Source organism: Kaistella sp. (assembly GCF_041824135.1).
GTDB lineage: Bacteria > Bacteroidota > Bacteroidia > Flavobacteriales > Weeksellaceae > Kaistella.
In genome coordinates this window covers 40,495-48,657 of sequence record NZ_JBGZYM010000070.1, presented here as the reverse complement: position 1 = coordinate 48,657, position 8,163 = coordinate 40,495, and the positions used below count along the sequence as shown (strand labels likewise).

Sequence of the window (8,163 nt, the reverse complement as noted above, 5' to 3'; positions counted from 1 at the left end):
TTTTTGATGTTGGTTTAATTTTGGTACATTTACAAAAAATTAGAATTGCCCGTGCCTCCTCAGCAACTTACTCAAAGACAAAAAGCTTTAGCGATTAAGTTAGACCCCAACATTTACGGTACTTTTGCCGAAATTGGTGCGGGTCAGGAAACTGTTCGCCATTTCTTTAGAGCGGGAGGTGCTTCCCAAACTATTGCAAAAGCCATGTCTGCTTATGACAAGGATTTCAGTGATGCAATTTATGGTAGAGAAGCCAAGAACAGATATGTTACGCAAAACAGACTTCGCAAGATGTTGCGCTATGAAGTTTCGTTAATAGAAGAACGCGTTTCGCGCGAGGCTTGTCCGGGCAGAAAATTCTTTTCTTATGCCAATACGGTAACGACCATTAATTTCGATAAGACCATGAGAGGTCATGGTTGGGTTGGATTGCGTTTTCAGTTGGATGAGAACGAAGATTACAACGAAATTGTGCTGCATGTAAAATTCAATGAAAACGATGCAACGTTACAGCAGGAAACCTTAGGAAGCTTGGGTGTTAATTTGATTTATGGAGCTTTCAATTATGCTGATAATCCACGCCGGATGATTAATTCATTGCTTGATGATGTTTCTAAAGACAATATTGAGATCGACATGATCGACTTTAGTGGACCCGCGTTCTCGTATGTTGATAACCGTTTGATGAGTCTTCAACTGGTTAAAAACGGAATGACCGACGCCGTGATTTTCAATTCAGAAGGAAATAACATGTTGCCGGCAGATATTCTCTACAGAAAAAATATTTTTGCAGTACGTGGAAGTTTTCGTCCTGTAACTTTGGTCAATACCGATATGTTTGAGAAAGGATTAGACCTTTTCAAAAAAGATTGGGGCTGTAGTGAAGAAGAGACCGAAGTTTTGTTCGAAATCACCATCGCCAATCTAAGAGCAGCTGGTGATATTGATGAGCGGGACTTTTTAGACCGCGTAGATGTCTTAGGGAAACTGGGATACACTGTTATCATTTCTAACTTCTCTGAATACTACCGACTGATCGACTATTTCGCACCCTACACCAACGGAAAAATTGGAGTAGCCATGGGCGTCAATAATATGCTGGATGTTTTTGATGAGAATTACTACGAAAATCTTTCAGGTGGAATTTTGGAAGCTTTTGGTAAGTTTTTCAGAAAAGGAATGCGGGTTTATCTTTATCCGTATAAAGATCCTGAAACTCATGAGTTATTAACCGCCAATAATTTGAAAGTAAATGACAGTTTAAAAGAATTGTACAAATACTTTAAACTCAATAAAAGAATTGTCGATATTCAAAATTACAATCCAGATTATTCTGAAATCTATTCTAGAACAATCCTCGATAAAATCGCCAATCATCTTCCAGGCTGGGAAAAAGAAGTTCCGGAAGGTGTTTCAGAATTAATAAAAGAACGTGGAATGTTTGGTTACAAAGAAGAATTAAAATTAAAAGAATTTATTTAAATAAAATACAATGTCAGAAATAAAAAAACGTCTTTCAATCATACTGGAAGGTCCGAAAGATAATATAGAAGAGAAGCTTCAAAAAGTTTGTCATCTACTCGACCAAGAAATCTCCTACTTTAACTGGACCGGTTTTTATTTTAAAAACGGAGACAAAGAAGAATTGATTTTAGGACCTTATGTTGGAGCTGCAACAGATCACACCATTATTCCTTACGGAAAAGGAATTTGTGGCCAAGTAGCAGTTTCAAATGAAACTTTCGTTGTTCCTGATGTTTATGAGCAAGATAATTACTTAAGTTGTTCCATCGACACCAAAGCAGAAATCGTAGTTCCTATTATGAAAGATGGCCAAAATCTTGGTCAAATTGATATTGACTCCCACAAAGTAGATCCATTCACCGATGAAGATCGTGAAATGTTAGAATGGCTTTGTGCAGAAGTTGCGAAGATTATGTAATCAAATTTGATTAAAATAAAAAAGTGTGGATTTTTAGAAAGTCCACACTTTTTGTTTTTAGAAGAATTTTTATTCCGCCAAGTCAGCGATTCCTTTTCCATCTAAACGGTAAACCGTCCATTCATCCATTGGTTTTGCTTGCAGTGATTCGTAGAAATCGATAGCGGGTTGATTCCAATTGAGAACCGACCACTCCATTCTGCCGCAGTTTTCTGCTTTGGCGATTTTCGTGAGTTCAATAAGCAAAGTTTTTCCGTATCCTTTGCCGCGGTGTTCCGGTTCTACGTAAAGGTCTTCTAAGTACAAACCTGGTTTTCCTACAAAAGTGGAAAAATTATAGAAATACAGGGCGAATCCAGCTGGAATTCCATTTTCCTCGCCGATGATCACATGGGCGAAATTTTTTATAAATATATTTTCCTGAAGTTCTTCTACGGAAGTGACAACCTCGTTTTCCATTTTTTCGTAAACAGCGAGTTTTTTAATAAGATCAAAAATGATTGGAATATCTGCAGGCGTGGCTTTTCTGATGGTAAACATTTCTTTTAAATTTTAGAAATCAAAGTTAAGAATTTTAAGAGAATTTTATTTAAAAATCCTATCGCAACTAGCCCCGATTGCAGCGACATCCTTTTCTGAGGAGGAACGACGAGGAAAAGATATAGCGGAAAGCGGGATTAAGCTCCTAAAAAAAAACCTTCGAAAAAAATTCGAAGGTTAAATTATTTATTGCTAATTACTTATTAATTATATCTCGGTATTCATATCCCAGTTTTGAAGATAATCGTGAACATGTTTCAGGAACATTCCACCTAAAGAACCGTCTACTACACGGTGATCGTAAGAATGTGACATGAACATTAAATTACGGATCGCAATTACATCGCCATCTTTGGTTTCTAAAACTGCAGGTTTTTTCACAATCGCTCCAACCGCCAGAATAGCAACTTGAGGTTGTGGAATAATCGGCGTACCCATTAGGTTTCCGAAGCCTCCAACGTTAGAGATCGTGTAAGTTGCACCTTGTGTATCTTCCGGTCTCAATTTTTTATTACGTGCTCGGTAAGCCAGATTATTGATCGCTTTTGCCAAACCGGAAAGTGAAAGTTGATCAGCATTTTTAATTACAGGAACAATTAAATTTCCGTCTGGAAGTGCGGTCGCCATTCCGATATTGATATTTTTCTTTTTGATGATCTTATCGCCATCTACAGAAACGTTGATCATCGGGAAGTCCTGAATTGCTTTCACAATGGCATGAACAAAAATCGGCATATAGGTCAATTTCTCCCCTTCTCTCTTTTCAAAAATATCTTTATGTTTCGTTCTCCATCTTACGACATTCGTAACATCAGATTCGATGAACGACGTAACGTGTGGCGAAGTGTGTTTGCTTTTCACCATTGCATCAGCGATGATCTTACGAACTCTATCCATTTGAATCACTTCATCACCATCATTTAATTTCATTGGTGAAGAAACTGGGGCCGCAGCTTGTGGAGCCGGACTTGGAGTTGATGCAACTGATGGAGCAGAAACAGCTTGTGGCGCTGCTGGAGCAGTTCTCTTTGAAACGAATGATAATATATCTTCTTTGGTAATTCTGCCATCTAAACCGCTTCCTTTGATGGATTGCAATTCATTGTCAGAAATTTTTTCGTTTTGTGCGATAGATTTTACTAATGGAGATAGATATAAGTCAGAACCTTCGAAACTCGTAGAAGTTTTTGAACTTTCCATGGCTGCTTCCAAACCTTTTACAACATCTGAATCTACATTTGGAATTTCAGTTTTTACTTCTTCCGCAGATTTTGGTTCTTGAGGTTGATCTGCAACTGCATCACCAGCGCCAGCAACTTCTAGAATTGCGATTGCTTCACCGATCTTAGCAACTTCATCTTTCTGTTTCAGGATTTTAATAATTTTCCCCGAAACTGGGGTCGGAACATCGGAATCAACTTTGTCGGTTGCAATTTCTACAACGGAGTCATCTTCCTTTACGGAATCTCCTTCATTGAACATCCAACTGATAATCGTCGCTTCCATCACGCCCTCTCCCATCGATGGAAGTAGTAATTTATATTCTGCCATTTTATATTTCGATTTTCACAAAGATAAAAAATTTTCCCATTAAGAAAAAACGAATTTTTAGGGCATTTTTTTGATTTTATTTCAAAAGTTTAGATTACAGTTTCTATCTTTGAACTTTAAATAAAATTATGAAAAACCTGTATATCGTTGCCTTGTTCCAATTCAAAGAAAGTGATTTGATGGACGCTCTGGAATTATTAAAAAAATTAGTTTTTGAAACCCGAAAAGAAGATGGTTGTATGCAATATGACTTGATAGAAGACAAGGAAAATAAAGGTGTTTTCTTTATTATAGAACTTTGGGAAAGTGAAGAACATCATCACCAACACAATGGCACCGATCATTTGATGAATTTCAGAAATCAATCTGCGTCGATGTTAGAGAAATCTGCACAAGTGTATAAAGGTTATAAAACATTTTAAAAGATGAAAAGGATTTCTATTTTATTCCTATTATTTTCTGTTTTCGTTTTTTCTCAAAAATATACAAAGCAAGAAGTTTCCCGAATCACCGAAGGAAATATAGATTCGGCCTTGCCTATTTTCCAAACCTCTGATTCTTTGCAACATGCAGTTTTAGTTGATCAATCGATTGATGCAAAGCCGAAAGATCAATATACAAAGATCTTAGTCAACCGAATGAAGTTAGCACTAATTTCTACTGGAAGTGGAGTTGGAATTGCTGCACCACAAGTTGGAATTAATCGAAATGTTATTTGGGCAAAACGCTTTGATAAAGAAGGTCATCTTTCTGGGATTTTGATTTCTGATAAAATTGAAGATCAGAGAATGAGAACTTTTGAAAAAGTAGAATTGTATAAAGAATTATAAATGCTCACGGATCTCACATATTTGCACAGATTCTTTTGAAAGTATGATCTGATAATTGATTTGTTATGAATTCAGTTTTATAAATAAAAAAAATCACCTTTGATCGGGTGATTTCTATTTTATTAAATCTGTGAAATCTGTGAAACGTAAGTTCGACCGAGTCAAATCTGTGTGAAATAATCTTAAATAATCTGCGCTTCGAAAACGTCACAGAAATGTTTTTTGATCTTCTCTTTGACTTCAGCCATTTCCTCTTCAGAAAATTCCCGTTCTAATTCCCGTTGCAAAGAAGTTACTCCTTTATCTTTAATTCCACACGCAATAATATATTCGAAATAACGCAAATCGGTATTTACATTTAAAGCCAAGCCGTGCATGGTCACCCATTTCGAAGTCTTCACGCCCATGGCACAAATCTTTCGGGCATAAGGTTTTCCGACATCCAGCCAAACTCCGGTTTCGCCTTCACTTCTTTCGCCTTTCAAACCATATTCTGCGATAACGCGAATAATTACTTCCTCCAAATTTCGCATATACAGAAAAATGTCAGATTTAAAATTATCCAGATCCAAAATCGGATAACCTACAATCTGCCCGAAACCGTGATACGTAATATCTCCACCACGATTCGTCTTCACAAAAGTCGCATTTATTTCTTCTAATTTTTTAGCATTCGCCAGCATATTATGATCGTCCCCAGATTTACCAATCGTGTAAACATGCGGATGTTCAACAAACAACAAATAATTAGGAGTTTCTGTCTGTTCATCGTCGGTTCGATTGCGATTCTCCAGTTTCAGATCGATGATTTTTTTCATCAATTTCTCCTGAAATTCAAAAGCCGGTTCATAACCCATCAACCCTAATTCCTGAAACTGCAAAGTTCTATTCTGTGTGCTTGTCATTTTATTTTACTTTTTGGGGCAATCCCCTCGTTGCCTTTGCTGAGCCACGCTAACTCGGGTCGGGCTATTCGTTACAATCTTTTTGTTTTCCTTCGCCATTTGCCAAATTCGTCTTGGAGGCGAATTCCTACAAAACAAAAAGGATTTTCACTGCTATCCATATTGCGAGATATCGCTTCTTTTCAACTTTTGTTCTAAAAATAATATCAGATGCTTCGTCGATTTTTTCCTCGACAAATTTATAAAATTAATTTTGTATGCTACGAATAAAATCTTCTCCTTTCTTTGACCATTCTTCATTATTCAATAAAATATTCACGAAAGCAGTTCCGATAATTCCGCCAGCTGCTTTTTCGGTCACCTTATCAAAATCAGATTTATTCTTAATTCCAAAACCAATCATCACTGGATTTTTCAAGCCTAAATTGGAAAGTCGATCCAAATATTCTTCGTTGTTGATTTCTTTTGCCTCATTTCCCGTCGTAGAAGAACTTGACACTGCATATAAAAATCCAGAACTTAAAGAATCCAGGTATTTAATTCTTTCATCCGAAGTTTCCGGCGTTACTAAAAAGATAAAATTCAGATTGTGTTTTTCTAAAATTGAACGGTAATTTTTCTCAAACTCTACTGGTGGCAAATCGGGTATGATTAATCCTGAAACTCCAGACTCTTTACATTCTTTGCAGAACTCTTCAAATCCAAAACTTAAGACCGGATTAATATATCCCATCAAAATAATCGGAATATCCATTTCTGATTTAACCGATTTCAATTGACCAAAAAGTTCAGCGATGGTCATTCCATTTTTCAAAGCAATTTCGTGTGCTTTCTGAATCACCGGACCATCTGCGACAGGATCGGAATAAGGCATGCCAATTTCGATATAATCTGCGCCAGAATGTTGGATTAATTTTAAAATTTCAGTCGTGTCATTTAACTTGGGAATTCCCGCTGTGAAATATATATTGAGTTTCTTTTTCATTTTTTTATTATTTTTCATAAGGTTGAAACCCTATTCTTAATTAAATCGCCCGGTTGGGACTTTCGTAACAAGATCAATTTTGTTTTATATCTGCCTTTTAATGTACAACGAAAATTGCGACCCGGCTTGAGCGGAAATCCTTTTTTTTGCGGCTGGAAAAGCAAAGGCTAAAAAGATTGGGAGCGGAAGACGGAAATTGTCGCCCAAACAAAAAATTTACAATTTCGCCAAATATGTTTCCATATCCTTGTCGCCTCTTCCGCTCAAACAAATCACCACCACTTCATCCTTTCCAAAAGTTTTCTTTTCTAAAACCGCCAACGCATGCGCAGATTCCAGCGCCGGAATAATCCCTTCAATTTGCGTCAGTTCAAAAGCAGATTTTAAGGCCTCATCATCGGTAATGCTGAAAAATTCTGCTCGTTTATCAATGGATAAATTGGCGTGGAAAGGTCCGATTCCTGGATAATCTAACCCCGCGGAAATCGAGTGAGGTTCGATAACCTGCCCATCTGCCGTTTGCATCACCAAACTTTTACTGCCATGCAAAACACCCAAAGTTCCCAGAAAAGTAGTCGCGGCAGATTTCCCGGAATGAATTCCAAAACCACCCGCTTCTGCAGCGATGATTTTCACACTCGGCTCGTCTACGAAATGATAAAAAGTCCCGGCAGCATTACTTCCGCCACCAACACAGGCAATCACAACATCTGGATTTTCACGTCCGATCTTCTCCTTCAACTGCCATTTTATTTCTTCCGAAATTACACTTTGAAACCTTGCGACCAAATCCGGAAAAGGATGTGGGCCAACCACACTTCCGATGATATAATGCGTTGTAGTCGCATTATTGATCCAATCTCTCAGCGCTTCGTTTACTGCATCTTTCAAGGTTTTAGAACCTGAAGTAGCAGGAATAACCGTCGCTCCTAACATTTTCATTCGTCCAACGTTTGGTGCTTGCCGAGCAATGTCGACTTCACCCATGTAAATAACACATTCTAAACCGAGCAAAGCACAGGCAGTCGCCGTGGCAACACCGTGTTGACCAGCACCTGTTTCGGCAATAATTCTTTGCTTTCCTAATTTTTTAGCGAGCAAGGCTTGACCTAACGCATTATTAATTTTATGTGCACCAGTATGATTTAAATCTTCCCGTTTCAGATATACTTGCGTTTGATATTTTTCACTCAAGTTTTTGGCAAAATATAAAGGAGTTGCACGTCCGACATAATTCTTCAACAGATCTTGATATTCCTCTTGGAATTCGTTCGAATTAATGATATCTAAATAATTATGCTGAAGTTCCTCTACATTTGGATAGAGCATCTCTGGAACGAAAGCGCCGCCGAAGTCGCCGTAATAGCCATTTTCATCTGGGTTTCTATATGTTTTCATTTTGTCTTTTTT

9 protein-coding genes are annotated in these 8,163 nt (G+C 37.5%); 4 read left to right on the top strand and 5 right to left on the bottom strand.

Translation table 11 applies throughout. From position 1 onward, the window contains the following. The first annotated feature begins 51 nt into the window (after positions 1-51). A complete protein-coding gene (locus ACEYOS_RS07790; protein WP_373797553.1) occupies positions 52-1,482 on the top strand; it encodes a TonB-dependent receptor in 1,431 nt (476 codons plus the stop codon). Between the two features lie 10 nt (positions 1,483-1,492). Then, positions 1,493-1,942, top strand: coding sequence for a GAF domain-containing protein (locus tag ACEYOS_RS07785; protein WP_373707776.1), 450 nt, complete (start codon positions 1,493-1,495; stop codon positions 1,940-1,942). A gap of 69 nt (positions 1,943-2,011) precedes the next feature. Here the strand turns inward: ACEYOS_RS07785 and ACEYOS_RS07780 are convergent, their stop codons facing one another. Together ACEYOS_RS07780 and ACEYOS_RS07775 are read right to left on the bottom strand one after the other, a co-directional pair. Then, positions 2,012-2,482 carry an N-acetyltransferase family protein gene (locus ACEYOS_RS07780; protein WP_373707775.1) on the bottom strand — a complete coding sequence of 157 codons (471 nt, stop codon included), beginning with the start codon at positions 2,480-2,482 and terminating at the stop codon, positions 2,012-2,014. 207 nt (positions 2,483-2,689) lie between these two features. Beyond that, complete coding sequence (locus tag ACEYOS_RS07775; protein WP_373707774.1) at positions 2,690-4,033, bottom strand: dihydrolipoamide acetyltransferase family protein; 1,344 nt, start codon at positions 4,031-4,033, stop codon at positions 2,690-2,692. 128 nt (positions 4,034-4,161) lie between these two features. Here ACEYOS_RS07775 and ACEYOS_RS07770 point away from each other — a divergent pair, with 128 nt between their 5' ends. Together ACEYOS_RS07770 and ACEYOS_RS07765 are read left to right on the top strand one after the other, a co-directional pair. Next, the gene (locus ACEYOS_RS07770; protein WP_373707773.1) at positions 4,162-4,455 is read left to right on the top strand and encodes a putative quinol monooxygenase; all 294 of its coding nucleotides are present in this window, start codon (positions 4,162-4,164) and stop codon (positions 4,453-4,455) included. 3 nt (positions 4,456-4,458) lie between these two features. Further along, positions 4,459-4,863 (top strand): peptide deformylase, encoded by a 405-nt coding sequence (locus ACEYOS_RS07765; protein WP_373707772.1) that lies wholly within the window; start codon positions 4,459-4,461, stop codon positions 4,861-4,863. A 182-nt stretch (positions 4,864-5,045) separates the two neighbouring features. Here ACEYOS_RS07765 and lipB read toward each other — a convergent pair whose 3' ends face one another. The 3 genes from lipB to trpB form a co-directional block, all read right to left on the bottom strand. Next, the gene (gene lipB, locus ACEYOS_RS07760; protein ID WP_373707771.1) at positions 5,046-5,768 is read right to left on the bottom strand and encodes a lipoyl(octanoyl) transferase LipB; all 723 of its coding nucleotides are present in this window, start codon (positions 5,766-5,768) and stop codon (positions 5,046-5,048) included. A 247-nt stretch (positions 5,769-6,015) separates the two neighbouring features. After that, the gene (trpA, locus tag ACEYOS_RS07755) at positions 6,016-6,771 is read right to left on the bottom strand and encodes a tryptophan synthase subunit alpha (protein WP_373707770.1); all 756 of its coding nucleotides are present in this window, start codon (positions 6,769-6,771) and stop codon (positions 6,016-6,018) included. Positions 6,772-6,969: 198 nt separating this feature from the next. After that, positions 6,970-8,151 (bottom strand): tryptophan synthase subunit beta, encoded by a 1,182-nt coding sequence (gene trpB / locus ACEYOS_RS07750; RefSeq protein WP_373707769.1) that lies wholly within the window; start codon positions 8,149-8,151, stop codon positions 6,970-6,972. Positions 8,152-8,163: the final 12 nt, after the last annotated feature.